The 24,548-nt window shown below is 70.2% G+C and carries 25 protein-coding genes; 9 read left to right on the forward strand and 16 right to left on the reverse strand.

Translation table 11 applies throughout. The features are described 5' to 3' along the window. Positions 1-8 precede the first annotated feature (8 nt). Together RM1_RS00115 and RM1_RS00120 are read left to right on the forward strand one after the other, a co-directional pair. The gene (locus RM1_RS00115; RefSeq protein WP_092667781.1) at positions 9-1,013 is read left to right on the forward strand and encodes an enoyl-CoA hydratase/isomerase family protein; all 1,005 of its coding nucleotides are present in this window, start codon (positions 9-11) and stop codon (positions 1,011-1,013) included. 132 nt (positions 1,014-1,145) lie between these two features. Next, positions 1,146-2,003, forward strand: a complete 858-nt coding sequence (locus RM1_RS00120) for an SDR family oxidoreductase (RefSeq protein WP_425528686.1) — start codon at positions 1,146-1,148, stop codon at positions 2,001-2,003. Between the two features lie 22 nt (positions 2,004-2,025). Here the strand turns inward: RM1_RS00120 and RM1_RS00125 are convergent, their stop codons facing one another. The 5 genes from RM1_RS00125 to RM1_RS00145 form a co-directional block, all read right to left on the reverse strand. After that, positions 2,026-3,384, reverse strand: a complete 1,359-nt coding sequence (locus RM1_RS00125) for a HAMP domain-containing sensor histidine kinase (RefSeq protein ID WP_072749453.1) — start codon at positions 3,382-3,384, stop codon at positions 2,026-2,028. Continuing rightward, positions 3,381-4,082 (reverse strand): response regulator transcription factor, encoded by a 702-nt coding sequence (locus RM1_RS00130; RefSeq protein ID WP_072749454.1) that lies wholly within the window; start codon positions 4,080-4,082, stop codon positions 3,381-3,383. The genes RM1_RS00125 and RM1_RS00130 overlap by 4 nt, the downstream gene beginning before the upstream one ends. Positions 4,083-4,105: 23 nt before the next feature. Further along, a complete protein-coding gene (locus RM1_RS00135) occupies positions 4,106-4,687 on the reverse strand; it encodes a hypothetical protein (RefSeq protein WP_072749455.1) in 582 nt (193 codons plus the stop codon). A gap of 98 nt (positions 4,688-4,785) precedes the next feature. Further along, positions 4,786-5,439: a nicotinamide riboside transporter PnuC gene (gene pnuC, locus RM1_RS00140; RefSeq protein WP_072749456.1), complete on the reverse strand. Its 654-nt coding sequence runs from the start codon at positions 5,437-5,439 to the stop codon at positions 4,786-4,788. A 4-nt stretch (positions 5,440-5,443) separates the two neighbouring features. Beyond that, complete coding sequence (locus tag RM1_RS00145) at positions 5,444-7,096, reverse strand: peptide chain release factor 3 (RefSeq protein WP_072749472.1); 1,653 nt, start codon at positions 7,094-7,096, stop codon at positions 5,444-5,446. Between the two features lie 277 nt (positions 7,097-7,373). Here RM1_RS00145 and RM1_RS00150 point away from each other — a divergent pair, with 277 nt between their 5' ends. Further along, positions 7,374-9,011 carry a fatty acyl-AMP ligase gene (locus RM1_RS00150; RefSeq protein ID WP_072749457.1) on the forward strand — a complete coding sequence of 546 codons (1,638 nt, stop codon included), beginning with the start codon at positions 7,374-7,376 and terminating at the stop codon, positions 9,009-9,011. 25 nt (positions 9,012-9,036) lie between these two features. Here RM1_RS00150 and RM1_RS00155 read toward each other — a convergent pair whose 3' ends face one another. From RM1_RS00155 to RM1_RS00165, 3 genes are all read right to left on the reverse strand, one after another. Continuing rightward, complete coding sequence (locus tag RM1_RS00155) at positions 9,037-9,492, reverse strand: hypothetical protein (protein ID WP_143069418.1); 456 nt, start codon at positions 9,490-9,492, stop codon at positions 9,037-9,039. 137 nt (positions 9,493-9,629) lie between these two features. After that, positions 9,630-10,211 (reverse strand): aminoacyl-tRNA hydrolase, encoded by a 582-nt coding sequence (pth, locus tag RM1_RS00160; protein WP_027501093.1) that lies wholly within the window; start codon positions 10,209-10,211, stop codon positions 9,630-9,632. Between the two features lie 115 nt (positions 10,212-10,326). Further along, on the reverse strand, positions 10,327-10,971 hold the full coding sequence (locus RM1_RS00165) for a 50S ribosomal protein L25/general stress protein Ctc (RefSeq protein WP_072749459.1): 645 nt from the start codon (positions 10,969-10,971) through the stop codon (positions 10,327-10,329). A gap of 304 nt (positions 10,972-11,275) precedes the next feature. On the opposite strand from RM1_RS00165, the gene RM1_RS00170 reads away from it, so the two are divergent. After that, positions 11,276-11,755 carry a heme-binding beta-barrel domain-containing protein gene (locus tag RM1_RS00170; RefSeq protein WP_072749460.1) on the forward strand — a complete coding sequence of 160 codons (480 nt, stop codon included), beginning with the start codon at positions 11,276-11,278 and terminating at the stop codon, positions 11,753-11,755. 5 nt (positions 11,756-11,760) lie between these two features. Here RM1_RS00170 and RM1_RS00175 read toward each other — a convergent pair whose 3' ends face one another. After that, positions 11,761-12,930 (reverse strand): aminotransferase class V-fold PLP-dependent enzyme, encoded by a 1,170-nt coding sequence (locus RM1_RS00175; RefSeq protein WP_072749461.1) that lies wholly within the window; start codon positions 12,928-12,930, stop codon positions 11,761-11,763. A 167-nt stretch (positions 12,931-13,097) separates the two neighbouring features. Here RM1_RS00175 and egtA point away from each other — a divergent pair, with 167 nt between their 5' ends. Genes egtA through egtD form a run of 4 tightly spaced genes read left to right on the forward strand, consistent with a single transcriptional unit; the run spans position 13,098 to position 17,409 of the window. Further along, positions 13,098-14,333, forward strand: a complete 1,236-nt coding sequence (gene egtA, locus RM1_RS00180) for an ergothioneine biosynthesis glutamate--cysteine ligase EgtA (RefSeq protein WP_072749462.1) — start codon at positions 13,098-13,100, stop codon at positions 14,331-14,333. After that, positions 14,330-15,682, forward strand: coding sequence for an ergothioneine biosynthesis protein EgtB (egtB, locus tag RM1_RS00185; RefSeq protein WP_072749463.1), 1,353 nt, complete (start codon positions 14,330-14,332; stop codon positions 15,680-15,682). Before egtA ends, egtB begins: the two co-directional genes overlap by 4 nt. Then, positions 15,683-16,441, forward strand: coding sequence for an ergothioneine biosynthesis protein EgtC (egtC, locus tag RM1_RS00190; protein ID WP_072749464.1), 759 nt, complete (start codon positions 15,683-15,685; stop codon positions 16,439-16,441). It begins immediately after the preceding gene. Then, entirely contained in the window at positions 16,438-17,409 is a 972-nt protein-coding gene (gene egtD, locus RM1_RS00195) for an L-histidine N(alpha)-methyltransferase (RefSeq protein WP_027501086.1), read from the forward strand. The genes egtC and egtD overlap by 4 nt, the downstream gene beginning before the upstream one ends. A 48-nt stretch (positions 17,410-17,457) precedes the next feature. On the opposite strand, the gene RM1_RS26960 is transcribed toward egtD, so the two are convergent. From RM1_RS26960 to RM1_RS00210, 4 genes are all read right to left on the reverse strand, one after another. Then, entirely contained in the window at positions 17,458-17,586 is a 129-nt protein-coding gene (locus RM1_RS26960) for a hypothetical protein (protein WP_027501085.1), read from the reverse strand. A gap of 175 nt (positions 17,587-17,761) precedes the next feature. Beyond that, positions 17,762-19,468: a cutinase family protein gene (locus RM1_RS00200; RefSeq protein WP_072749465.1), complete on the reverse strand. Its 1,707-nt coding sequence runs from the start codon at positions 19,466-19,468 to the stop codon at positions 17,762-17,764. 124 nt (positions 19,469-19,592) lie between these two features. Next, positions 19,593-20,081 carry a GNAT family N-acetyltransferase gene (locus RM1_RS00205; protein WP_072749473.1) on the reverse strand — a complete coding sequence of 163 codons (489 nt, stop codon included), beginning with the start codon at positions 20,079-20,081 and terminating at the stop codon, positions 19,593-19,595. A 62-nt stretch (positions 20,082-20,143) separates the two neighbouring features. Beyond that, positions 20,144-21,043, reverse strand: coding sequence for an oxidoreductase (locus tag RM1_RS00210; protein ID WP_072749466.1), 900 nt, complete (start codon positions 21,041-21,043; stop codon positions 20,144-20,146). A gap of 77 nt (positions 21,044-21,120) precedes the next feature. Between RM1_RS00210 and RM1_RS00215 the strand changes: the two genes are divergently transcribed. Further along, complete coding sequence (locus RM1_RS00215) at positions 21,121-21,720, forward strand: TetR/AcrR family transcriptional regulator (RefSeq protein WP_072749467.1); 600 nt, start codon at positions 21,121-21,123, stop codon at positions 21,718-21,720. 48 nt (positions 21,721-21,768) lie between these two features. Here RM1_RS00215 and RM1_RS00220 read toward each other — a convergent pair whose 3' ends face one another. The 3 genes from RM1_RS00220 to RM1_RS00230 all read right to left on the reverse strand — a co-directional run bounded on the left by RM1_RS00220 (position 21,769) and on the right by RM1_RS00230 (position 24,530). Continuing rightward, on the reverse strand, positions 21,769-22,425 hold the full coding sequence (locus RM1_RS00220) for a hypothetical protein (RefSeq protein ID WP_072749468.1): 657 nt from the start codon (positions 22,423-22,425) through the stop codon (positions 21,769-21,771). A 192-nt stretch (positions 22,426-22,617) separates the two neighbouring features. Next, on the reverse strand, positions 22,618-23,847 hold the full coding sequence (locus RM1_RS00225) for a serine hydrolase domain-containing protein (protein WP_072749469.1): 1,230 nt from the start codon (positions 23,845-23,847) through the stop codon (positions 22,618-22,620). Positions 23,848-23,888: 41 nt separating this feature from the next. Next, the gene (locus RM1_RS00230; protein WP_072749470.1) at positions 23,889-24,530 is read right to left on the reverse strand and encodes a DUF2461 domain-containing protein; all 642 of its coding nucleotides are present in this window, start codon (positions 24,528-24,530) and stop codon (positions 23,889-23,891) included. Positions 24,531-24,548 lie beyond the last annotated feature (18 nt).

Here is a 24,548-nt window from a genome sequence, read left to right on the forward strand (position 1 = left end):
GAACGGGAGTGTGCATGAGCTTCATCCGGACCAACGTCGCAGGCGGCGTCGGCGAGATCGTGCTGGACCGACCGAAGGCGCTCAACGCCCTCGACCCGAGCATGATCCGCGACCTGTACGAGCCGCTGCTGCGCTGGCGCGACGACCCCGCGGTCGAGACGGTCCTGGTGACCAGCGGTTCCGAGCGGGCGTTCTGCGCGGGTGGCGACATCAAGGCCGTGCGGGAGGCGGTGCTGCGCGGCGATCGGGAGTTCGTGCACGGGTTCTTCGCCGACGAGTACCGGCTCAATCTGCTGATCGGCGAGTACCCGAAGCCCTACATCTCGCTGATCGACGGCGCCGCGATGGGCGGCGGGCTCGGCATCTCGGTGCACGGCTCGGTCCGGGTGGTGACCGAGCAGGCGGTGCTGGCGATGCCGGAGACCGCGATCGGGTTCTTCCCCGACATCGGAGCCAGCCACTTCCTGCCGCGGCTGACCGGCGCGGCCGGGATGTACCTCGGGCTCACCGGTGCAAGGGCATCGGCGGGTGACGCTGTCGCATTCGGGCTGGCGACGCATTTCGTGCCGAGCGAGCGGCTGGCGGAGCTGGCCGACGCGATCCGCGGTGGGTCGGCCGCCGAGGCGCTGGAGAAGTTCGGCGAGCAGGCCCCCGACGCGCCGCTGGCCGCGCGGCAGGCGGAGATCGACGAGGTGTTCGCGCAGGGCACCCCTGCGGACATGCTGGCCCGGCTGACCGGGGACGACGAGTGGACGGCGCAGGCGAGGACCGCGCTGACCGCGGTGTCGCCGACCGCCGCCTTCATCACCGCGGAGCTGATCCGGCGCGGCGCGGGCGACGGGCTGTCGCAGTGCCTCGATCGTGAGCTGGCGCTGACCGGCCCGGTGACCGCGGGGCCCGACTTCGCCGAGGGCGTGCGGGCGGTGCTGGTCGACAAGGACCGCAACCCGTCCTGGTCGCCGTCGAGCCTCGCCGAGGTGGACCGGGACGTGATCGCCGCGCTGTTCGACTAGCCCCGCCCGCCCCGCCGAGTGTGCAGTTGCTGTCGTCCCTTCCCGGGCGACGCCCCGGCAGATGCACACTCGGCGGGGGTCGGGGGCGCGCGGATAGCATCGATTCCGCCATCCCAACCGGAGGAGCCAGCAATCGTGATCACCGAGATCCTCGCCCGTGCGGCGCTGAGCCCGATCCCGTCCGCCCGGGCGATCGCCGCGAAGATCCTGCCGATGCGCGAGCACCGGATCGAGGGCAAGCGGATTCTGCTGACCGGGGCGTCGTCCGGGGTGGGGGAGGCGGCCGCGCGGCGCCTCGCCGCCGAGGGCGCCGAGCTGATCCTCGTCGCGCGCGGCGCCGAGGCGCTCGAGGCCGTGCGCGACGAGATCGTGGGTGAGGGCGGGACCGCGCACGCGGTGCCATGCGACCTCACCGATGCCGACGACGTGGACCGGCTCCGGACCCTCGTCCGCGACGAACTCGGCCCCGTCGACGTGCTCGTCAACAACGCGGGCCGGTCGATCCGCCGGCCGGTCGAGGACTCGCTCGACCGGTTCCACGACTTCGAGCGCACCATGGCCCTGAACTACTTCGGCCCGGTGCGGCTCACCCTCGCGCTGCTGCCGGAGATGCTCGAGCGAGGGCAGGGACACGTGGTCAACGTGGCCACCTGGGGCGTGCCGGGCGGCGTCATGCCCAAGTTCGCGGCGTACCACGCGTCGAAGTCCGCGGTCAGCGCGTTCGGGCGCGACCTTGGCGCCGAGCTCGAGGGCCGCGGGGTGTCCGTGACGACAGTGCACTTCCCGCTGATCCGCACCCCGATGATCGCGCCGACCAAGGACTACGACTCGATGCCCGCGCTCGCCCCGGAGGACGCGGCGTCGTGGCTGGTCACCGCGATCCGCACCCGGCCGGTCGAACTGCTCCCGACCTATGCGGAGCTGCTGCGGTTCCTGGACAACTTCGCCCCGACGGTCACCGACGCCCTCGTCAGGCGTGCCGGGATCTGACCGCCGCCGGTCGAGTGTGCACCTATCGGGGCATCGCCCGAGTGGCGGCGACCGCAGGTGCACACTCGGCGGGGCCGGAGCGGGGGAGCCGCAGCGCCAGCCTGACGCCGCCGAGCGGGCTGTCCACCAATTCCACGGTGCCGCCGTGCAGTTCGGCCTGCTGGGCGACCAGCGCGAGCCCGAGCCCGGACCCCTCGGAGCCGGAGCCGGTGCCGCGGACGAAGCGCTCGAACACCGACGCCCGCTCTAGCTCGGGCACTCCGCTCCCGTCGTCGTCGACGGTGATGACGGCGTCACCGTCGGTGTCGGTGCGGACGGAGACCAGCACCCGTCCGGCCCCGCCGTGCCGGACCGAGTTGGTGATGGCGTTGTCGAGCACCAGCCGCAGTCCGGTCGGAATGCCGCGCACCACAACGGGTTCGGGCGCTGCGAACCCGATGTCCAGGTCGGGGTGGGTGCGCTCGGCCGCCTGGACGCAGCGGTCGACGAGCTCGGCCAGGTCCAGCTCCTCGTGGTCGGCGACGTCGGAGAGCTCGCCGACCGCCAGCCGTTCGAGGTCGGTCAGGGTCGTCTCGACCTGACGTTGGGTGGAGAGCAGGTCGCGCAGGATCTCCTCGCGCTGCTCGCCGGTGAGCCGCATCGTCGAGAGCACCTCGAGGTCGGTCCGCATCGACGTCAGCGGGGTGCGCAGCTCGTGCGCGGACACCGCGGCGAAGTCGCGGGCGGACCCCAGCGCCTCCTCGGTCCGTTTCTGGGCGGCGGCGATCCGATCGAGCATGTGCCCCATCGCCTCCGACAGGTCCTCGGCCTCCCGCGCACCGCGCACGCTCGGGCGCGCGGCCCGGGGATCGTCGCCGATGTCGTGCGTGGCGTCGGCGAGCAGCCGCAGCGGGCGCACGGCCCGGCCGGCCAGCAGCCAGCCCAGCCCGCCCGCCGCCGCGATCGCCACCACGGCGGCGATCGCGACCGCCACCTGCTGCTGGCGGATGGCCTGGGTCAGCGGGTCCTCCGGGACGGTCAACGCCAGGAAGGCGCCCGGTTCTCCTGGGACCGCGACGTCGCGGATGCGGACCGCGGTACCTGCCAGCAACTCCGTTCTGGTCGCGTCCTCGGCCGCGGTGGCCTCTGCGGATCCTCCTGACACGACGGCAGGCAGCGGAAGGGCCGGTGCCACGTCGATTATTTCGGCCGAGATCGTGTCGGCCGGGACCGTGTTGACCGGGGCCGACAACGTCACCGAGTCGAGTGTCCTGTCGATCTGCTCGGAGCCGTTCACCCGCAGGAACACCGCGATGGCGGCGCCGATCGCGACGATGACGACGGCCGCGGACAACGCCGACACGATGGCGACCCGCGCCCGCAGCGACAGCGACCGCCTCACGGTTGCGCTCGCAGGACGAACCCGACGCCGCGGACTGTGTGCAGGACTCGTGGCATCGAGTTCGCCTCCAGTTTCTTGCGTAGATACGTGACGAAGACGTCGACCACGTTGGTATCGGCATCGAAGTCGTAGCCCCACACCAGGCGGAGCAGCTGGGGGCGGCTGAGCACGACGCCCGTGTTCTCCGCCAGCGCGCCGAGCAGGTCGAATTCGCGCTTGGTCAGGTCGAGCCTGCGGCCCGCGACGTGGGCGCGCCGCCCCGGCAGGTCCACCTCCAGGGCCCCGACCGTCACGGTCCCGGCGGGCGCCGCGGACCGGGGTGCCCGCCGCAGCAGCGCCCGCAGCCGGGCGACCAGTTCACCGAGCTCGAACGGCTTGGTCAGGTAGTCGTCCGCGCCTGCCTCCAGGCCCGCTATCCGGTCGCCGACGGAGCTGCGCGCACTGAGCACGCAGATCGGCACCTCGTTGCCCATCGCCCGCAGCGCGGTGACCACGCCAACGCCGTCGAGGCCAGGCATGTTCACGTCGAGGACGATCGCGGCGGGGCACTCGTCGGACACGGCCCGCAGGGCGGAGGCGCCGTCCGTCGCGTTCTCGGTGTGAAACCCGGACAGACGGAGCCCCCGCTCCAGCGAGGCCAGGACCTTGGGGTCGTCGTCGACGACGAGGATGCGGGCGGTATCGGTCACCGCATCCATGGTGCCAGGGCCGCGAAGGTGTCCTAGCAGACGCGAGTCACGGTCACGGCGCCTGCCGGGGCGTTCTCGTCCATCTCAACGGTCAGCATCTGTACATCCGCGGGCAGTTCGTCCGCCGGGACGCCGCGCGCGATGGTGCCGTCGGCGATCATCCTCTGCGCCTCCTCGTCGGTGAGCACCTGCGTGAGGACCAGTCCCGGCTCGCCCGCGGGGGTCGCAGGGGCAGAGGTGACGGCGGGCATCGCGGTCCCGTCGGCGATCAACCGCTGCACCCCCTCGGTCAGGACGTCTGTGAGCGGCTGTCCCGGCTCGCCGGCGGGGGTCGCCGGGACAGTTGCGACGGCGGGCATCGCGGTTCCGTCCTCGATCATCTTCTGCAGCGCCTCCGGGCTGAGCTCGACGGCCGTGGCCGCACAGGTCGCCGCGTCCAGCTGTGCGCCTGCCACCGCGGGGCCGGACTGCTGGACGGCGACGGCGCCGCCCTGCGGGATGGAGTCGTTTGCCCACGCGACGCCGGGGACGGTGACGGCGGCGACGGCCGCGATGCCCGCGGCCGCGATGCCTGCGCGTGCGCGGAAGGTGCCGGCAGTGAGGGACTTGCGCATGGGAACTCCTTGGGTCGTGTCGTAGCCCCGGTGGCTTCGACGTGACCCAAGGTATGGACGAAAAACTCGGCGCCCGTTAGCGAATCATTAGGGGTTCGTTAGACCCGCACCGGCGTCGTCCGACGCTGGATCCGCAGCCACACCGCGAAGCCCCAGACCACGAAGCCCGCGTACACCAGGTACAGGATCGCCGACGGGTAGTAACCGGCCTTGAGCAGCAGCGGGACACCGACGACGTCGACGCCGATCCAGATCAACCAGAACTCGGTCCACCCGCGGGCCATTCCGTAGGTGGCGAGCATCGAGCCCATGAAGATCCAGGCCTCCGCCCACGGGCCATAGGACCCGAGCCGGGCGAAGATCTGCGCGAACGCCACGGTGCCTGCGGCCATCGCGAGGACCAGCAGGAGCCGGTCCCGTGGCGGCGCCCACCGCGGCAGCACCGCCTGGCCGGACTCGTGCCGCGACCGCAGCCACTGCGTCCAGCCGTACACGCTCACGGTGATGAACATCAGCTGGCGGCCGGCCTGGCCGTACAGGTTCAGCTCCTGCGGGGTGTGGAACAGCGCGCCCATGAACACGGTGAACAGCAACGCATTTCCGGCGATGCCGACCGGCCACGCCCACACCACGCGCTTCATCCCGCCGATCGCGGACGCGATGCCGAAGGTGTTGCCGAGGATCTCGCGCCACAGGATCGTGGCCCCGCTGATGTGCAGTTCCGCATCGAACAGGGTGAGCAGCGGGTTCACGGAGCTAGTCGGCGGTCGCGACGAGCGGCTCGAGGGTCAGCTCGGGAAGCTCCTTCTGCAGGTACTGCAGCCGCCACTTGTCGCTGATCAGTGCGAGCATCACGCCGTCGGATCTGGTGAAGACCTCGACCCCGCGCTGGCGGCCCAGCTCGGTGGCCGACTCGGCGTCGGTGCGGCGAGCAAGCGCGTACGGCAGGCCCTCCATCCTGGCCTCCACCGAGAACTCCGCCTTCATCCGCGCGGCCACCACCTCGAACTGCATCGGGCCGACGGCCGCCATCACGGGCGCCGCGTCGCCGCGAATGTCGTTGCGCAGCACCTGGACCACGCCCTCGGAGTCGAGCTGCTCCACGGCGCGGCGGAACTGCTTGTACTTGCTCGCGCTCTCCGCGCGCAGCACAGAGAAGTGCTCGGGCGCGAACGAGGGGATCGGCGGGAACTCCACCTTCTTGTCCGTGAACAGGGTGTGGCCCGGGGCAAGGGCGGTCGCGTTCACCAGGCCGACCACGTCACCCGGGTACGCCGACTCGACGGTGGAACGCTCGCGGCCGAACACGGTCTGCGCGTACTTGGTGGTGAAGGGCTTGCCGGTCTGGGCGTGCGTCACGACCATCCCGCGCTCGAAGACGCCGGAGACGATCCGCATGAACGCCAAGCGGTCTCGATGGCTCGTGTCCATACCCGCCTGCACCTTGAAGACCACCGCGCTGAACGGATCGGTGACCTCCCGTGCGGCGCCCTTGAGGTCGTCGCGCGGGCCGGGAGCCGGCGCGAGCGCCACCAGGGTGTCGAGGATCTGCCGGACACCGAAGTTCAGCATCGCGGAGGCGAAGATGACAGGGGAGGTCTGCCCGGCCAGGAACATCTCCTGGTCGTGGTCCTGCCCGCTGGCCGAGAGCAGCTCGCTCTCTTCGACCGCGGTGTCCCAGTCGGAGCCGTCGCGTGCTGCTGCTGCGGCGGCGTCGAGGATCTCCTCGGGCGCGATCGTGGCGCCGCCCGCGGTGCGGGTGAACCGGATGTACTCCTGCGGGGCGCCGTCCTCGCCGCGCCGAAGCAGGCCGCGGAAGTCGCCCGCGATGCCAACCGGCCAGTACAGGGGGGTCGGGGTCAGGCCGATCCGCTCGTGGATCTCGTCGAGCAGCTCCAGCGGGGTCTGGCCGGGGCGGTCCCACTTGTTGATCACGGTGATCACGGGGATGCCGCGGTGGCGACACACCTGGAACAGCTTGAGGGTCTGCGGCTCGAGGCCCTTGGCGGCGTCGATCAGCATGACCGCGGCGTCGACGGCGGTGAGCACCCGGTAGGTGTCCTCCGAGAAGTCGGAGTGACCCGGGGTGTCGACCAGGTTGATGACGCTGATCGGATCGTTCGGCTCGGACTCGCCGGACTTGTAGTTGAACTGCAGCGCCGTCGAGCTGACCGAGATGCCGCGGGCCTTCTCCATCTCCATCCAGTCGGAGACGGTGGAGCGGCGACCGGCCTTGCCGTGCACGGCGCCCGCCTCCGAGATCATCTTCGCGTGCAGCGCGAGGGCCTCGGTGAGCGTGGACTTACCGGCGTCCGGGTGCGAGATGACCGCGAAGGTCCGTCGGCGGGCGGCCTCGGCGGCCAGGCCCTTCGGCGTCGCGGGGGTCCCGGCTGAGGCGACCTCCGCGATGGCGTCGGGTGAGGTGGAGGCGGACGCCGACGCGGGCTCGGTGGTCACCGGGATTCCTTACTGATATGAGACGGACGAAAAGTGGCGAAACGCCAATATGCCAGGTTACCCGTGCCGGTGGCGCCTATGCTCGGGTACACCCCGAACCTGGCCGTGGCCCCGCGGGAGAAACGGCCGAACTGCGTTTCCAGAAGTACCAGTGAGGGCTCTGGGGCCCTCGGCGCGGTGTGCACCGCGCCCGGCCGCCTCGTCCCTCCACCGTGCGGAGGAGGGCGTCATGAGCCGGTTCACCGATGAGATGTATGCCAACGCTGCGGACAGTCCCCATGGGCTCGTCACCGGGGAACCCGACAGTCCGCGCCGCCAGGTCTGGAGCGAGATCCACGCGGCGGCCCGCGCGATGGCGGGTGCCCTCGCGGACACCGGCATAGGCCCGGGCGACGCGATCGGGATCCTCGCCGGTCAGCCCGTGGACATCGCGCCGTCCGTGCAGGCCATCTGGATGCGCGGTGCCTCGGTGACCATGCTGCACCAGCCGACGCCGCGCACGGACCTGACCGTCTGGGCGGAGGACACCGAGACGGTCATCGGCATGATCGCGGCCAAGGCGGTCATCCTCGGCGCACCCTTCGACGCGGCGGCCCCGCTCCTCGAGGAGCGGGGCATCAGGGTCGTCACCATCGCGGACCTGCGCGCGGGACCCGATGTCGACCCGGTGCAGACCTCCGAATCCGACATCGCGTTGCAGCAGCTCACATCGGGATCGACGGGGTCACCCAAGGCCGTGCAGATCACGCACGGGAACTTCTACACGAACTCCTGCGCGATGCTCTCCCGGATCAAGTTCTCGGTCGACGACGACGTGATGGTGAGCTGGCTGCCGCTGTTCCACGACATGGGCATGGTCGGTTTCCTCACACTGCCGATGCAGATCGGTGCCGAGATCGTCAGCATCACCCCGATGGACTTCCTCACCTCGCCGCTGTTGTGGGCGGAACTGATGGGCAGGTACCGGGGCACGGTCACCGCCGCACCGAACTTCGCCTACTCGCTGCTCGCCAGGCGGCTCGCGCAGGCAGGGGACGGCGTCGTGGACCTGTCGACGGTGCGCTGCCTGCTCAACGGTGCGGAGCCGGTGGACGCCGACACGATGCTCGCGCTCGCGGAGGCGGGGGCACGATTCGGGCTGGATCCGGCGGCGCTGGCGCCGACCTACGGGATGGCGGAGGTGACCCTCGCGGTCTCCCTGCCCCAGCCGGGGCAGGGATTGGTGCTCGACCTGGTGGACCCGGACCTGTTCGAGGCGGGCGGCCTTGCGGTACCGACCGACCGGGCCAATGCCCGCCGGCTCCCGACGCTCGGTCCGCTGGTGTCGGGCCTGGAGGGGCGCATCGTCGGCGAGGACGGGCGGGTGCTCCCACGCCGTGCGGTCGGCATCATCGAGCTCAGGGGCGGGTCGGTGACCCCCGGCTACCTCACGGTGGAGGGGCGCAAGCCCGCGCGGGACGCGGATGGGTGGTTCAACACCGGGGACGTCGGCTACTTCACCGAAGAGGGTCTGATGGTGGTGTGCGGGCGTGTCAAGGACGTGATCATCATGGGCGGGCGCAACGTCTACCCGACCGACATCGAGCGGGCCGCGTGCACTGTCAGGGGGGTCCGGCCGGGCAACGCCGTCGCGGTGCGGCTCGACGCGGGGCAGAAGCGGGAGTCCTTCGCGGTCGCGGTGGAGACCAACGACCACGAGGACCCCGAGGAGGTCAAGCGGATCGAGCACGAGGTGGTGCACGCGGTGGTCTCGGAGGTCGGCGTGCGACCGAGGACGGTGGCCGTGCTTGGTCCGGGCAGCATCCCGAAGACGTCGTCCGGCAAGCTGCGGCGCGGGCGGTCGGCCGCCCTGGTGAGCGGGGCGTAGTCCGGCGACGCGTCGGCCGGGCGGACTATTCGCGGATGCTGACCTCGGAGGTCGAGCCGTCGAATCTGAACGATCCGGCCGGTCCTCTGCAGGACATGGACTTGCCGTCGAGGGCCGTGCACGACAGCTCCCCGACCGTGAGCGTCGAGCCCGGCGGCAGCAGCTGGCCCGCGATGAAGGCACCGGCCACGTTGACGACCTTGCGGACCCCGTCGGGCTCGATGACGATCGCGTCGGCGGGCGCCCGCACGTTGGTCTGGGGGTCGACGATCGGCGGGTCCGTCTTCGGCAGCGGGAGGTCACACAGCATGTGCGGCGCCTGGTTGTCGGCCTGGTTGGGGTTGAACCAGCAGCCCGCGGCCCCGGACACCAGGTGGAACACGTGCTTGCCGTCACCGATCGCGTACTCGGCGGGGTCGACCTGGACTCCCTCGGCGGCGGTGGCGACCCCGGCGGTGGTCGAATTCGCGCAACCACTCATCAAGACCCCGGCCACGAGCACGAGCCCGGCACCTGCTGCGCCGCCCCACCGAACCACTACGCCCCCTGTGTCATTCTCGATCACCACACCATCGCGGCGTCCGCCGCGTAGCCCAGATAGTAGCCAGCCCGGTTCGATCAGTGCAGCTGGTTCTGTGCGGCCTCTAGCCCGGCGCGGAGCAGCAGCTCGACGGCGTCCGCGGCTTCCTCGCACACCAGGTCCAGTTCCTTGCGCTCGACCGACGAGAACGGCTTGAGCACGTAGTCCGCGGGATCCATCCGACCGGGCGGGCGGCCGATGCCGACGCGGGCACGCAGGTAGTCCTTGGTGCCGATCGCGCTGGAGATCGAGCGCAGGCCGTTGTGCCCGCCCTCGCCGCCGCCGAGCTTGAGCCGGAGCGTGCCGAAGTCCAGGTCCAGCTCATCGTGCACGACGACGAGATTCGCGGGTTCGACCGAGAAGAACCGGGCCAGGGCGGCCACCGGCTTGCCGGACAGGTTCATGTACGAGCGCGGTTTCGCCACGATCACCTGCCGGCCCGCGATGCGCAACGTGACCGCGTCCGAGCCGCTCTTCTTGTGCGCGGTGAACCGGGCCCGCTCGCGGGCGGCCAGCGCGTCGACCACCATGAACCCGATGTTGTGCCTGGTGCGTTCGTACTGCGGTCCTGGATTTCCCAGCCCGACGACGAGGGCAGTTGATTCGGAAGGCTGGCTCAACGCGGTCGGCTCTCGGTCGTAGGGGTGGGGCCGCGAACGGCAACGGCGCGCCGTCCCTCGCGGGATGGCGCGCCGTTGACGTTAGCGCTGCACTGATGTGTGCGGTGGAGCAGGCTCAGCTCTCGGTGGCCTCGGCCTCGGCCTCGCCAGCCTCCTCGGCGGGGGCCTCGGCGCCCTCGGCGCCCGCACCCTCGGCCTCGAGGGCCTCGGCGGTCGGCGCGGCGACGATGTTGACGATCAGCAGCTCCGGGTCACCCTGCAGGGTGGCGCCTGCGGGCAGGGTCAGGGCGGAGGCGTGGATCTGGCTGCCGACCTCGAGGCCCTCGACCGAGACCTCGATGGACTCGGGCAGGTTCATGGCGTCGGCCTCGACGGAGACGGTGGTGGCGTCCTGGGCGACCAGGCTGCCTGCGGCGGCATCGCCGGTGACGACGACGGGCACCTCGACGGTGACCTTCTCACCCTTCTTGATGACCAGCAGGTCCGCGTGCTCGATGTAGTTGCGGATCGGGTGGACGACGACCGACTTGGTGAGCGCGATCTGCTCCTTGCCCTCGATGTCGAGGGTGAGGACCGCGTTGGTGCCGTGCGCGCGCAGGACCTTGGCGAACTCGCGGGCGTTCAGCGCGAGGTGGCGCGGCTCTTCCTGGTGGCCGTAGAGGACCGCGGGGACCTGGCCGTCGCGGCGGGCGCGGCGGGCAGCACCCTTGCCGAACTCGGTGCGGACGGCGGCTTCGAGGCGATTGGCATCGGTCGACATGGAAAAACAGCTCCTACGGCTCACATCAGATTTGAATTCGGTGGCATTGCGGTGTTCTCGACGGGGGCGGACGACGCGCACGGCCCGGAGCGCAAACTGCTCGAAAGGTAGCCGTAGCCGCGTCGATCACGGTGAGCCAACGAAGTGGTTCACCCTCGCCGAGACAACGCTGGCCAGCATACCGGAGACCGGCGATCTCCCGCCAATCGACCTCGACACGCGCCCCGCGCGAAATCGCACGGGTTCGGGATGGCCGTTAGGTTTGGACGGAGATGGAAGACCACGACAACTCCCGGGAGTGCCGATGACTGACGTGACCGCCGCGCTGGCGCCGCTGGGCGTGCTCGCCCCGTTTGCCGGCCACTGGGCAGGCTCCGGCGAGGGGCACTACCCGACGATCGAGGATTTCGCGTACGACGAGCAGGTCAACCTGACGCCGATCGGGAAGCCCTTCCTGACGTACCTGTCCCGGACTCGCAAGACGGGCGGCGGGCCGCCGATGCACACCGAGAACGGTTACCTGCGGCTCACCGGAGGGGACAGCGTCGAGCTGCTGGTCAGCCAGCCCACGGGATTCGTCGAGATCCATCAGGGTGACGTCCGCGACGGCGTGCTCGAGATGACCACGGTGACGCTGAGCCGATCCCCGAACGCCAAGCCCGTCCACGAGATCCGCCGACGCTGGGTGGTCGAGGGCGATCTGCTCACCTACGACCTGTGGATGGCACACGACACGACGCCGCTCACCCACCATCTGCACGCCGAGCTGCGCAGGCAGGAGTAGCTCCGCTACAGCGCCGCGACCGCCTCGACGAGCCGCTCGAGGTCTTCGAACGAGTTGAAGCAGTGTGGCGACGCCCGCACCACCGCGTCCAGGTCCCGGTTGCTCATGTCGACCAGCGTCGAGCCGCGGCCGCTGACCGTCACCGTGATGTCCTTGGCGGCCAACGCTTCCCGCACCGCCGCCGGGGCGACCCCGTCGACGGTGAAGGAGACGATGCCGCTGCGGGCGCGGCCGAGGTCGCGCACCGTCGCACCGGGGACCGTCGCCAGCCCGGCGCGCGCGGCCTCGGCGCGCTCGGCCACCGCGGCGCTCACCTCGTCGATCCCCAGTTCGAGCAGGTAGCGGACCGCCGCACCCAGGCCGAGCCGGCCCGCGACGCCGCACTCCCAGAACTCGAACCGCGAAGCGTCCCCGGCCATCCGGTAGCCGTCGGTCGCCGTCCACTGCGCGCCGTGCAGGTCGAGCGCGGCGGGTTCCAGGGTGCGGGCCAGTTCGGGGCGCACGTAGAGGAATCCGGTGCCCCGCGGGGCCCGCAGCCACTTGCGGCCCGTCGCCGAGAGCGCATCGACGCCGAGCGCGGTGACGTCCACCGGGATCTGGCCGACCGACTGGCAGGCGTCGAGCAGCACCAGCGCGCCGACACCGTGCGCCAGGTCCACCACCTCGCGGACGGGATTGATCAGCCCGCCATTGGTCGGCGCGTGCACCAGCGACACCAGCCGAACCCGCTCGTCGAGCATCCCGGAGAGGGCGTCGAGGTCGATCTCCCCGGTCGGCGTGGACGCCACCACCTCGACGACCGCGCCGGTCGCACGGGCGCGCTGCAGGGCCGCGATGGCGTTGCTGGCGTACTCGACCTCGGTGATCAGGACCCGATCGCCCGCGGCGAGCGGCACCGCGTAAAAGAAGTCCGTCCATGCCCTGGTCGCGCTCTCCACCAGCGCGAAGTCGCCTGCCTGGGCGCCGAGCAGCTCGCCGAGCGCGGTCTTCACCTCGGCCAGGTCGGCGGCGCGCTCCCCGGCGGCGAGGTACCCGCCGATCTCGGCCTCCCGTCGCAGGTGGGCGGTGACCGCCTCGAGCACCGGCTCGGGGGACAGCGACGACCCGGCACTGTCGAGGAAGACCTTGTCGAGGCAACCGGGCGTATCGCGGCGCAGGCGTTGCTGATCGAGCATCTTCAGACCCTCCCGGCTGACTGAGCTGGCATTGTCTGTCGGACAGTACCGTCGCCGCGGTCGGCGCGACGGGTGCGCGATCGGCGATCGCGGTTTAGTGTCGGTGACGGTCTCTATTGTCGAATTCGTACTTGCCGAACACGCGCCGCCGACGATCGGAGCAGCTGATGGCGATGGCAGTGGATTCGCGCCGGCTCACCACCCGAGCCGCCGCGGAGGCGTACGTCGGTGGTGTCTGTTTCAAACTCGGCCCACCCCGGCTCATCGGTGCCGAACTGGAATGGCTGACCGCTCGTGACGACCCCGCGCGGAGCCGGCCGGACCTCGGCGACGTCGCCGCTGCGCTGGGGCCGCACGCACCGACATCGATTGCCCCCTCTTCACCCGCTCTGAGTCTGCCGAGCGGAAGCGCCGTCACCATCGAACCCGGCGGCCAGATAGAACTCTCCAGCGCGCCCCTGTCCTCGGCCGAGGACCTGTGTGTCGCGCTCGCCGCAGACGAGGCCGTCCTTCGTCGCCTGCTGAGGGCGGCGGGCATCACCGTCCATTCCCGTGCCGCCGACCGGTCCCGCCAGGCCGAGCGGCTGCTGCGACTGCCTCGGTATCGGGCCATGGAGGAACGGTTCGACGGGATCGGTCCCTTCGGCAGGCTGATGATGTGCAACACCGCGGCCACCCAGGTGAGCGTCGACGCAGGGGCGGACCCGGCCGAGGTGGCCGCCCGCTGGCGGTTGCTGCACGACGCAGGCCCCGCGTTGCTCGCGGCCTTCGCCTGTTCGCCTCGGCTGCGCGGAACGCCGGACGGTGGGTGGGCCTCGCAGCGGATGCGGACCTGGCTGGAGCTCGACCCGGAGCGGACGCGGCCGCTGCACACCGCCGATCCGATCGCCGACTACGGCAGCTGGGCGCTCGACGTGCCGCTGCTGTGCGTGACCGGTGGGCGAGGCGCGGATTCCGACGGCGACTGGTCGGCGCCGCCGGGCGCCACCTTCGCGGACTGGATCGCCGGGGCACTGGATTCCGAGATCGACAGGCGGCCGGACCTTGCCGACCTCGACTACCACCTGACCACGCTGTTCCCTCCCGTCCGGGCCGCGGGCCACCTGGAGGTGCGGTACCTGGACGCGCAGCCGGGCGATCTCTGGCGGGTGCCGATCGCGGCGCTGGCCGCGCTGCTCGGCGACCGGGGCACCGTCGCGGAGGCCACCGCGATCGCGGCGCCGACCGCAGGACGGTGGCGTGACGGCGCCGAGTTCGGGCTCCGCGACGGCGAATTGCGGCGCGCCGCAAGCGAACTGCTGTTCCTGGCCGCAGCGCGGTCGTCCCGGTTCGAGGAGGAGCTCGCGGCCGCGGCCGAGCGATGTTGTCGCGGAATCAACCCAGCAGAGGAGTACCACCGATGACCGCAGGCCCCTCGACTCACGCAACGGCGCCAGAGGCCCCGACGCCCGAGGTCCTGCGTGCCCAGCTCGCGACGGTGCTGGCCCGTGCCCGCGCCCGCAGCGCGGCCCTCACCGACTGCGTCGACGAGTCGGAACTGATCGCGCAGCACTCGCCGCTGATGAGTCCGCTGGTGTGGGACCTCGCGCACATCGGCAACCAGGAGGAGCTGTGGCTGGTTCGCGACGTGGGTGGCCGCGAACCGGTGCGCCGCGACATCGACGAGATCTACGACGCGTTCAAGCACGCGCGGGCGGACCGCCCGGCGTTGCCGTTGCTGAACCCGGCGGAGGCGCGCGGCTACGTCGCGGAGGTCCGGGACAAGGTGTGGGACATCCTCGACCGTTCGCCGCTGGCGGGCCGGCCGGTCGAGCGGGACGGTTTCGCATTCGCGATGATCGCCCAGCACGAGCAGCAGCACGACGAGACGATGCTCGCCACCCACCAGTTGCGAAGCGGCCCAGCGGTCTTGCGCGCCGTCCCCGCGCCGGACCCAGTGCACGCGGTGACGCCGGAGGAGGTGGTGATCCCCGGTGGTGAGTTCACCATGGGCACCTCAACGGACCCGTGGGCGCTGGACAACGAGCGGCCCGCCCACCAGGTCAATGTCGCGACGTTCGCGCTCGACGTCGCTCCGGTCACCAATGGGCAGTACCGGGAGTTCATCGCGGACGGTGGGTACGACCGTGCCGAGTTGTGGAGCGAACGCGGTTGGGCACACCGGCGGTCGGCCGGTCTGACCGCGCCACAGTTCTGGGAGCGGGACGGGGCGGGGGACTGGTGGCGGAGGTCTTTCGGGATCCTCGCGCCGCTGAACCCGAACCAGCCGGTGGTGCACGTCTGCTACTTCGAGGCGGAGGCGTACGCGCGGTGGGTGGGCAAGCGGCTGCCCACCGAGAGCGAGTGGGAGAAGGCCGCCAGGTGGGACCCGGCGACCCGACGATCGCGCCGATACCCCTGGGGCGATGAGGAACCCGGCTCCGAGCACGCGAACCTCGGGCAGCGGCACCTCGAGCCCGCGGGTGTCGGGGCGTACCCGCGGGGCCGGTCCCCGCACGGCGTGGATCAGCTGATCGGCGACGTCTGGGAATGGACCTCGTCGGACTTTCTGCCCTATCCGGGCTTCGCGGCGTTCCCGTACCGGGAGTACTCGGAGGTCTTCCACGGCGGCGACTACAAGGTGTTGCGCGGCGGGTCGTTCGGCACCGACCAGGTGGCCTGCCGGGGCACCTTCCGCAACTGGGACCATCCCGTGCGGCGTCAGATCTTCGCGGGATTCCGCTGCGCGCGTGATGTGACGGAGAGCGCCTAGATGTGCAGGCACCTGGGCTATCTGGGCCCGCCGCGCGCGGTGGGAGAGGTGATCACAGCCGGATCGCACAGTCTGCGCGACCAGTCCTGGGCGCCGCGGGACATGCGCAGGGGCGGCACGATCAACGCGGACGGATTCGGTGCGGCGTGGTGGCAGGGCGATCCGGGATCGCCGGACGGGGTGCAGGCCTACCGGAATCCGGTGCCGATGTGGGCGGACCCCGCGGTCGACGGGGTGCTCGGTCAGGTCCGTTCTGGTGCCGTGCTCGCGGCGGTCCGCTCGGCCACCGTCGGCATGCCGCTCGAGCGCGCCGCGTGCGCCCCGTTCACCGGCGACGGGTGGGCGCTGAGCCACAACGGTCGGATCGTGGGCTGGCCGGTTTCGATCGCCGGGCTCGCCGAGTGGCTGCCTGCCGTGGAGTTGCTGCGGATGCCTGCGTTGACGGATTCGGCGTTGCTCTGGACCCTGGTGCGGCGCCGACTGGATGCGGGCGCACCGGCCGCCGCCCTGGCCTCGGTCACCGCCGACGTCCTCGAGGCCGCGCCCGAATCGCGGCTGAACCTGTTGTTGGGCAACGGGACGACGCTGTGGGCGACCACCGTGTACCACTCGCTGTCGGTGAAGGTGGACGAGACCAGCGCGATGATCTCGTCGGAGCCGATCGACGACGACCCGGGCTGGCAGCCCGTACCGGATGGCCGCCTCGTCGAGGCACGACCGGGACACCTGAACATCACCGAGTTGGGAGATCACCTATGAGCGAACCGACCCTGGAGATCCACCTTGCGCCGGAGCAGCTGCTCGGGTCCCTGCGCGAGGACGCCCTGATCGGGCTCACATCGACACCGAAGTGGCTGCCGCCCAAGTGGTTCTACGACGCCAGGGGTAGTGAACTGTTCGAGGAGATCACCCGGCTGCCCGAGTATTTCCCGACCCGCACCGAGCGGGAGTTGCTGCGGGCGAGCGCTGCGGACATCGCGGAGGCCACCTCCGCGCAGATCCTCGTCGAGCTGGGCTCGGGTTCCTCGGAGAAGACCCGGTTGCTCCTCGGCGCGATGACCGAGCACGGAACGCTGGAGCGCTACGTGCCGCAGGATGTGTCGGAGGCCGCGTTGGTGTCCGCAGTCGGGCAGCTCGCCGACGAGTTCCCGTCACTGACCGTGCACGGCATCGTCAGCGACTTCACCGACACCCTGCACAACCTGCCGCGGGGCGGTACGAGGATGATCGCGTTTCTGGGTGGCACCCTCGGCAATCTGGTGCCCGACGAGCGGGCCGAGTTCCTGGCCTCGATCGCCGAGGTGCTGGACGAGGGCGAGCAGCTGCTGCTCGGCGTCGGACTGGTCACGGACCCGGCGGTGCTGGTTCCCGCCTACGACGACGCGGCTGGGGTGACCGCACAGTTCAACCGGAACGTCCTGTCGGTGCTCAACGAGCAGCTCGGCGCCGACTTCGATGTGGATCGGTTCCGGCACGTGGCGCTGTGGGATGAGACGAACGAGTGGATCGAGATGCGGCTGGAGGCCGCGGAGGCGATGAGCGTGTGCCTGCCGGGCATCGGCCTGGACGTGCGGTTCGGCGCGGGGGAGCAGATGCGCACCGAGATCTCGGCGAAGTTCCGGGTCGAGGGCATCGGCAAGGAGCTCGACGCCGCGGGCTTCGGCAGCGATCGGGTGTGGACCGATCCGGACGAGCGGTTCGCGCTGATCCTGGCGGACAAGAAGTAGGCCCGCGCCGGACCCGCACAGATTCGTGTGGGTCCGGCGCGCCACAGCCTAGGACTGAGAGTTGAGGAACAGTCCCAGCCCGATCAGGGCGCCTGCGCCGCTGAGCAGGCCGGCTCCGAATCCGGCGACCTTGGCAACGGTGCCGAGCATGGCGAGGTCGGCGTCGGAAGATCCCATGGTGTTCTCCTTATGGCGGTTGGGTGAGTGATGCACGTCTCAGTGCGCCGCCATTGTTGACAGAGAATTCGTTCGGCCCGGCCACCTGTCTCGGTGACTGAGACCCCCACAGGGGCCCGGTGAAGGTGTCCGGTGGGGTTCGCCTCCCGAGGCGACGACAACCGCCGCGACGCGGCTACCCGGCCGGGCTAGGAGCCGCAGTGGTGGTGGTCGGGACGGTGGTGGTCGTTGCCGCCGCCGCGGTGGTGGGGAGTGTGACGGTGTCCGGCACCGAGTCCTGCGAGACCGACGGGGCCGCAGCCTCCGCGGCGGGGGCCGCGCTCGGCGTCGCGGCGGGTGTCGATGCCGATCCGGTTTCCGATGCCGCCGGTGTGTTGGTGGTCGTCGCGCCGGTCGTGGTCGTAGCGCCTGTCGTGGTCGGCGCGGCGGGCTTGGTCGTCGTGACAGTGCCCGCCACGGGCGCGGTGCTCGGTGCGGTCGGGGTGGCCGAGGCCGTGGCCGACTCGAGCGCGGCCGCCAGGCTGCCGGCATCCGGCTTGGCCGACGGATCGACGGGTTGACCGTTCTGCGCCTGCTGCGCGAGATGCGTCAGCCACGCCGCCGCGTACTCGGCGGAGGTCAGCGGCTTCCCGTTGGTGGCATCGTTGTCGCGCCAGTAGTCGAAGTGGTGACCGACGTCCTTGGCGAGCGTCAGCTGGTAGGGATCGCTCAGGACGACCGGGATGGTGTTCTGGTTCGTCGTGATGAGTCCGATGATTTCCTTGAACACCTTCTGTGGGAGGTAGGCCAGCGGGGACATCTCGTCGGCGGAGATCGACTGGGCCTTCGCAGGGGCCTTCGTGGCCTCGCCTGGCTTGTACGACGGGGAGGACACCGTCAGCAGCACGTCGAGGAAGGTCTGGTCGCCCTTCATCCAGTCCGGCTGGGACCGTACTTCCGCGAACGCATTGAACGCGATCTGGCTGAGCGCGACAGCGACGTCCTGTCCCGTCGCAGGCGTGAGGCCCTCACGCTCGAGGGTGTCGACATTCAGCTGCCTGCCCACGTTGATCGCGAGCTGCAACAGCGAGATGTTCTCCGGCACCGCGCAGGTGAAATCCTTCTCGGAGCAGAACGACGCAACCTTGCCGCCCAGCGCGCCGAAATCGTCGCCGCCGGTATCCGGGAGCGCGCCCTGCCCCGTGGTCGGGTTGGTGCCGTTCTGGAACTGCCGGTCGAATCCGTCCGGATTGGCGAATGGGTTCTTGGCCCCGGGGAACGGGCCCTGACCGTTCGCCCGTCCCGCGTCGGCCAGGATGACCACGCCGACGACGTTGCCCGGGTTCACGATCCCGTATCCGCCGTCGGTGTCCGCGTCCTGGTGGCCGACATCCATCGCGACCCGCCGGGCGACGTCAGCGCCCTCGCTGTAGCCGACGACCGCGAACTTGGTGTCGGGGCACGCAACCCGGATCGCGCGCATCACCGATTCGGTGTTGGCCACGCCGGTGGCGACGGCCTCCTCGTAGCTGCTCATGTTCGCTGGGTAGGCGATGTAGACGGCGGCGTACGCGTTCGGGTCGACGACACCGTTCGGTGCGTTGATCACCGGATCGACCCAGTGGCTGCTGTAGTCGCTCGACAGCGCGGCAGGCAGGGCCTCGCCGTTCGCTCCGACCAGCATCTTCGTGGTGCCCGCCACGGGCGTGTCATTGCGGCCGGCGATCGAGACGGTCACCATGTCGTGGCACTCGGTCACCGAGGACGTGAGCTCGGTATCCGCGGTGCGCGGCGCAGGGGACAGGGCCCAGGTCAGCCCGAGTATCGCCGTCACCCCCACGACGGCGGGCACGATGGCGGCCGAGCCTATCCGATGGCGTGCAATGAACCCGCGAACTGTCATGTCGTCTCCCCATTCCGACTTCGAGGCACGCGTCGGTACTACCCCCCGAGCGGTGCGTCACATCACCAGGTACATCGTCACACGGGGCGGCAGTGCTACACGCGAGTCTCACCGATTGATTCCGCTACAGCGTCAGCTGCATGAACGTCATGTCCAGCCAGCGCCCGAACTTCATCCCGACCTCGGGCATCACGGCGACCGTCCGGAAGCCGAACCGCTCGTGCAGTGCGATCGAGGTGGTGTTGCCGGACTCGATGCTCGCCACCATCACGTGCACACTGCCTGCCCGGGCCCGCTCGATCAGCGACGTCATCAGCTCGGACGCGATGCCCTTGCGATGGTGGTCGACGTGCACGTACACCGAGTTCTCCACCGTGTACCGGTACCCGCTCTTGGCTCGCCACACGCCATAGGACGCGTACCCGGCCACCCGCCCGTCGGATTCGGCGACGAGCACCGGGTACCCGGCGCGGCGGCGCGACTCGAGCCACTCGCGACGGTCCTCGACGTCCACCGTCTCCTCGTCCCAGATGGCGGTGGTGTTGAGCACCGCCTCGTTGTGGATCTCGAGGATGCCGGGCAGGTCGTGGTGGTCGGCGTCGCGGATCAACAGGCTCACCGGACCATGGTGCCGTACTCGGCCACGATCCGGCGTGTCGCCGTCGCTCCCCGGGCTCAGTGCTTCATGGCGTCCGCAGGGAACCGCACACCGGTCAGTTGCTCGGACGTGGTCCACAACCGCTTGGCCAACTCGACATCGGAGGCCTCGGGGGTGCGGCCGACCAGCGTCGGGTAGCCGCGAATCTCGTAGAACCCGTCGGGTCCGACGTAGCTTCCGCCGGGCAGGTCCCGGCTCGTCGCGAACAGGGTCGGACGGGCGCCCGCATCGGCGTCCTGTGCGATCAACTTGTTGCCGAGCGACATGACGGCGCCGGCGAGACGGTTGCCGGAGTGACTCTGCAGGTTCGTTGCTGCCCAACCCGGATGGGCGTTCAGCGCTCGCACGGGCGATCCGACCTCACGCAACCGGCGCTGCAGCTCGAGGGAGAACAGCAGATTGGCGATCTTGGACTGGCCGTAGGCGCCGCTCCGGTCGTATTTGCGTGACTCCCAGTTCAGGTCGCCGAGATCGATCGTGCCGCGGCGGTGTGCCTGCGAGGCGAGCGTCACCACTCGGTCGGTGATGTGCGGCAGCAGCAGATTGGTCAGCGCGAAGTGGCCGAGGTGGTTGGTGCCGATCTGGCTCTCGAAGCCGTCCTTGGTGTGCCCCTCGGGGACCATCATGATCCCGGCGTTGTTCACCAGGACGTCGATGTCGCCACTCCAGTCGTCGGCGAAACGTCGCACCGAGGAGAGGTCGGCGAGGTCGAGGGCGCGCACCTCGGTGGTGCCCCCGATGCCACGAGCGGCTTCGGTCCCGCGGGGGACGTCACGTACGGCCAGCACAACGCGGGCGTCGACGCGGGCGAGCTCGCGGGCGGTCGCCAGACCGAGGCCGCTGTTGGCGCCCGTGATGACGACAGTGCGCCCCTGGAAGGAAGGCAGGTCTGCGGAGGTCCATTTGTGGGTTGTCATGCGCTCCAATGTAGGCATCGACTACAAAGTAGTCAACGACAACATTTGGGTCCGATGTCGGCTATCCTGCTCAGACCATGAATTTCACACGCGCGCGCTCCTATCACCACGGCGACCTGCGCGGCGAGCTGATCCAGCGGGGAGAGGCGACGCTGCGGGAGGCGGGCGTCGACGGGCTGTCGCTGCGCCAGCTCGCCCGGGACATCGGGGTCAGCCATGGTGCGCCCAGCCGACACTTCCGCGACAAGCAGGCGCTGCTCGACGCGATCGCGCTCTCGGGGTTCGAGCGACTCGGCGGGGTGTTCGCGGCCTCGGTCTCCGAGGGCGCTTTCGAGGCCCGGCTGGAGGCCGTGGCGCGCGCCTACCTCCGATTCGCGACCGAGAACCCGGCATTGCTGGAATTGATGTTCGCCCGCAAGCACAGCCCCACCGGTGGAGTCGAGCTGCCCGCGGCGGCCGAGCGTGCGTTCCGCATGCCGATCGCGCTCATTGCGGAGGGGCAAGCGAGTGGTGACCTGATCGAGGGCGACGCGACGCAGATCGGACTCGCGGCCTTCGCGGGAATGCAGGGGCTGGTGACCTTCGTCAGCTCGGGGTTCGTGTCCGTGGAGCTGGGGGAGCGCCTGATCGGCGAACTCGTCGCGCAAACGATGAACGGCCTGCGCCCCCGGGATTAGCGGGGCGCAGGCCGTCCAGGACCCGCAATGGGGTGTAGGGCTTGGGTATCAGCCGTCGAGGCCGCGGCGGGTCTTCTCCAGCGCGGCCAGCATGCGCAGGATCGACGCCTTCTGGTTGCCGAGATCGGTGAGCCGGGCGCGGGCGGCCAGTCCCTGGCCTGCCTCCGCGACGGTGATCTGCTCGTCGACCGACGCGAGCTGGTCGAGCAGACCGGTGACGCGCGCTTCGAGGGTCGCCATGTCGACGGACGTGGTCGGTGCCGACGCAGCCGGGGTCGAGGCCGAGGAGGCGGCCTTCGGGGCGGCGGCGCGACGCGGCGCGGATGCGGGCGCGGTCTCCGCGACGACCGCGGCCGCGCGCGGGCGCAGGGCCTTGCGGACCAGTGCCGGGTCCGGCGGGGTCTCGAGCTTGATCTGGTTCAACGCCGCGCGGGCGTCGCGGGCGGTGACGCGCCACTCGCGCTCTTCCTCGTCGTCGGACTGCAGCGTGCCGCCGAGCGGGCGCAGTCCGTACATCCCGAGGAAGCGCCGGGCGCCGTCGATGATCTCTTCGTTCTCGCGGCAGGTTCCGCAGCGCGGCTCGTTGCGGTAGGCCTCCACCGCGTCGGTGTCCCCGCACCAGACGCAGGCGCCGGGAACCCATCGCCTGGCCGTCCGCATCGTCGTTGTTCCGGACTGGCCATCGAGTGTCTGCGCGTCAATCACGACGCATGACAATAGGGCAGAGCGAAGTGGCCCTCGACACCGGCTGGCAACCAACCTGCGGTTCTGCATTCCGGCGTGATCAATCTCATGTTCATCTCTCGGCGCGGCGCGGCGTGACCGGGTCAAACGCTTGCCGCGCAAGAGGTTCCGGCACCCGTCGGGCCGCTGATCGGACCCGGTCGAGGGCAGGGGTCACCTCTGCGGTGGGGGCGGAGGCGCGTCGCCCGGGGCGAGCTGGGCACCGATCTTCCGGAAGATCGATTCGGCCGCGTTCTTGTACAGGCCGGCCTCGTCGAAGGCCTCCTGGTCGTAGGTGACGGCGACGGCGATCGCGACCTTCTTCGACGGCAGGTAGGCCTCCGCCGCCGCGTACCCGGAGAACAACGGATTCTGCAGCAGCCAGTCGCCGGAGATGACGATCCCGAGCCCGTAGGTGTACCCCTCCGACATCGGGGAGCAGGTGGGGCACCCGGGCAGGGCCGTCGTCTTGCCGCGCAGGTCCGTCGACACCATCCGCTGATACGACTCCGAGGACAGGAGCTTGCCCGTGCCGATCGCGACCGCGGTGTCGTGCAGGTCGAAGATGTCGGTGGTCTGGACGGCGCCGCGGGTGATGGTCCAGGACGGGTTCCAGTAGGTGGATTCCTCGTAGAACGGTGCGCCGGCCGGGATCTTGAGGGCCTCGCGACGCTCGGAGCTGAAGGCGTGCAGGGCGGGTTGGGCGATGGCGGCAGTGCCCGGGTCAGTGGTGTTGGTCAGTCCGAGCGGGCCGAGCACCCGCTCCTGCATGAGCTCCGTCATCGGCTTGCCGGTGATCTTCTCCAGCGCCAGTCCGAGGATGACGTAGTTGGTGTGCGCGTAGTTCCAGTTCGTCCCCGGCTCGTAGATCAGCGGCTTGGCGGTCGCGGGGGCGATGAGCTCCTCGGGCGTCCACCTGCGGAACGGGTCGGCGTAGATGGCGTCGTCGAACTCGGGAGCGCCCAGGACGTAGTCGGGGTAGCCCGAGGTCATCTGGGCGAGCTGGCCGAGGGTCACGAGGTCGCCGTGGGGGATGTACGGCAGCCAGGTCGACACCTTGTCGTCGAGGCTCACCTTCTTCTCGTCGACGAGCTGGAGCAGCAGGGTTGAGACGTACGAGATGGCAACGGCGCCGTTGCGGAAGTGCATGTCGGTGGTGGCGGGCACGCCGGTCATCGACTCGCCGACGGCCTCGGTGAGGATCTCCTTGCCGTCGACGGTGGCGCGCACGATCACCGCCTTCAGGTGGCTCTCGGACATCGCCTCGCGGACGATCGTCTTCACGGCCTCGGCCTGCGCTGGGTCGGCGGGTGACGGGGGCGGCGACGAGGTGTCCGTCGAGGTGCACGCGGCGACGAGGCCGACCAGGCTCACGAGCACGAGGACGCGCCGAATCATCGCCATAGCTGATCTTGGCAGACCCGGCGGCCTCGCTGCCTGCTTTTCTAGGCCGGGGCCCCCACCACATCGGTCGCCCACTCGACCAGCGGCCGCATCGACTCCCAGGCCTTGCGGACCTCGGTCGCCGTGCGCCTGCTGTCGATCCACTTCGGTGAGGCGTACAGGCGACTGGCCGTCAGGGTCTTGTGACGCAGCAGCTCGATCCGCGGATGCTCGACGGAGAACCCGCGTGGCGTCGTCTTGAGCCGGTCGCCGCCGATCTCGAATTTCGCGGCCTCGAGGTCCCGGGTGATCGTCTCGAGCTGCCCGCCCCGGAGGTCGCTGTCGATCGCGGCACGAAAGCGCGCGACCCGATCCGGGTCGGCCTGATAGAAGCCGCCGGCAACGAAGAGCCCGCGGGCGTCGAGCTGCACGTAGTAGCCGAGGCCGGGCCGCACCGCGCAGAAGCCGCCCTGATGCGTCTTGTACGGCGACTTGTCCTTGGAGAACCGGACGTCGCGATACGGGCGGAACACCTTGCCTGGCCCGAAATCGGGCTCCAGTTCGGCGAGCAACGCGGCCATCGGCGCGTGCACGGTCTCGTCGTAGACGGCCTTGTGCGCCGTCCACCAACTCTTGCTGTTGTCCGCCTCGAGGTCCTCGTAGAAGTCCAGGGCGGCGACGGGGAACCCGGAGAACGCGGTCATGTGAAAAGGCTAGCGCCT

The sequence above is a fragment of the Rhodococcus maanshanensis NBRC 100610 genome, from assembly GCF_001894865.1.
GTDB classification, from domain to species: Bacteria; Actinomycetota; Actinomycetes; order Mycobacteriales; family Mycobacteriaceae; genus Rhodococcus_G; species Rhodococcus_G maanshanensis.

What these genes read in the sequence shown, in the direction of transcription:
- RM1_RS00150 (WP_072749457.1), top strand. Translation starts at nt 7,374, where the DNA reads ATGAGCCGGTTCACCGATGAGATGTATGCCAACGCTGCGGACAGTCCC.
- egtC (WP_072749464.1), top strand. Translation starts at nt 15,683, where the DNA reads ATGTGCAGGCACCTGGGCTATCTGGGCCCGCCGCGCGCGGTGGGAGAG.
- egtD (WP_027501086.1), top strand. Translation starts at nt 16,438, where the DNA reads ATGAGCGAACCGACCCTGGAGATCCACCTTGCGCCGGAGCAGCTGCTC.
- egtA (WP_072749462.1), top strand. Translation starts at nt 13,098, where the DNA reads ATGGCGATGGCAGTGGATTCGCGCCGGCTCACCACCCGAGCCGCCGCG.
- RM1_RS00170 (WP_072749460.1), top strand. Translation starts at nt 11,276, where the DNA reads ATGACTGACGTGACCGCCGCGCTGGCGCCGCTGGGCGTGCTCGCCCCG.
- RM1_RS00130 (WP_072749454.1), bottom strand. Translation starts at nt 4,082, where the DNA reads ATGGATGCGGTGACCGATACCGCCCGCATCCTCGTCGTCGACGACGAC.
- RM1_RS00225 (WP_072749469.1), bottom strand. Translation starts at nt 23,847, where the DNA reads ATGGCGATGATTCGGCGCGTCCTCGTGCTCGTGAGCCTGGTCGGCCTC.
- RM1_RS00155 (WP_143069418.1), bottom strand. Translation starts at nt 9,492, where the DNA reads ATGAGTGGTTGCGCGAATTCGACCACCGCCGGGGTCGCCACCGCCGCC.
- RM1_RS00200 (WP_072749465.1), bottom strand. Translation starts at nt 19,468, where the DNA reads ATGACAGTTCGCGGGTTCATTGCACGCCATCGGATAGGCTCGGCCGCC.
- egtB (WP_072749463.1), top strand. Translation starts at nt 14,330, where the DNA reads ATGACCGCAGGCCCCTCGACTCACGCAACGGCGCCAGAGGCCCCGACG.
- RM1_RS26960 (WP_027501085.1), bottom strand. Translation starts at nt 17,586, where the DNA reads ATGGGATCTTCCGACGCCGACCTCGCCATGCTCGGCACCGTTGCCAAG.
- RM1_RS00215 (WP_072749467.1), top strand. Translation starts at nt 21,121, where the DNA reads ATGAATTTCACACGCGCGCGCTCCTATCACCACGGCGACCTGCGCGGC.
- RM1_RS00135 (WP_072749455.1), bottom strand. Translation starts at nt 4,687, where the DNA reads ATGCGCAAGTCCCTCACTGCCGGCACCTTCCGCGCACGCGCAGGCATC.
- RM1_RS00165 (WP_072749459.1), bottom strand. Translation starts at nt 10,971, where the DNA reads ATGTCGACCGATGCCAATCGCCTCGAAGCCGCCGTCCGCACCGAGTTC.
- RM1_RS00175 (WP_072749461.1), bottom strand. Translation starts at nt 12,930, where the DNA reads ATGCTCGATCAGCAACGCCTGCGCCGCGATACGCCCGGTTGCCTCGAC.
- RM1_RS00230 (WP_072749470.1), bottom strand. Translation starts at nt 24,530, where the DNA reads ATGACCGCGTTCTCCGGGTTCCCCGTCGCCGCCCTGGACTTCTACGAG.
- RM1_RS00210 (WP_072749466.1), bottom strand. Translation starts at nt 21,043, where the DNA reads ATGACAACCCACAAATGGACCTCCGCAGACCTGCCTTCCTTCCAGGGG.